The following is a 649-nucleotide window of genomic DNA, read 5'->3' on the forward strand; positions in this document are numbered from 1 at the left end:
TCAATAGCATCGGGATAGCTAATGTGCACCGAGCGATAAAACGCAGAATCCTCAATCACGTAATCGAGCGTATAACTGCCTTCTGGCGTTCGGTTGTCGCCTTCTTCTTGCTTATGGCCTTTAGGACTGGCACCCAATGCAATACGATATTCTTTTAGTATGATGCCATCTTCTATCAAGTACATTCTGCGTTTCGATTTATCAACTTTAACCAGATCGACAGCCGCGTGCGTACTGAACGTAACCAATCCACACAGAATTAAAGCACACCATTTTATCGACATTGCCAGAACGCCCAAACCAAGAGTCAGAAGGAAATAAAAGAGAAGCTATGCTAGTCAGATGATGCTCACAAAGCAATCTGATTATAACGTTGAGACGTAAAAAAGACGGTGCTAATCGCATCTTGATATTACTGAGATTTAAGCAAAGATTTCACTATTCATTAGGCCTAAGTTGCATTACTTTATAAGTAGATTTATTTATAAAACCCATACTTTTTGGGAGGGAACTATGATTAACATTGCTTTTTTTAGTGCAAAATCCTACGACGAAGCCTCTTTTAATAAAATTAAGAACAATCGCGACTTCGAATTTCATTATCACGACTTTCGACTCACCGAAAAAACCGCAAAAATGGCGCACGGTT

The 649-nt window shown here is 39.4% G+C and carries 1 protein-coding gene and 1 pseudogene; one reads left to right on the forward strand and one right to left on the reverse strand.

What is annotated here, in order from left to right; translation table 11 throughout:
- Window positions 1-284: murein L,D-transpeptidase family protein (locus R7040_RS27310; RefSeq protein WP_318097724.1), on the reverse strand; the 284-nt coding region annotated here is incomplete at its 3' end.
- Between the two features lie 196 nt (window positions 285-480).
- Between R7040_RS27310 and R7040_RS27315 the strand changes: the two are divergent.
- Window positions 481-649: pseudogene (locus R7040_RS27315) on the forward strand (2-hydroxyacid dehydrogenase); the annotation flags it as partial.

The sequence above is a fragment of the Vibrio sp. 1069 genome (assembly GCF_033340555.1).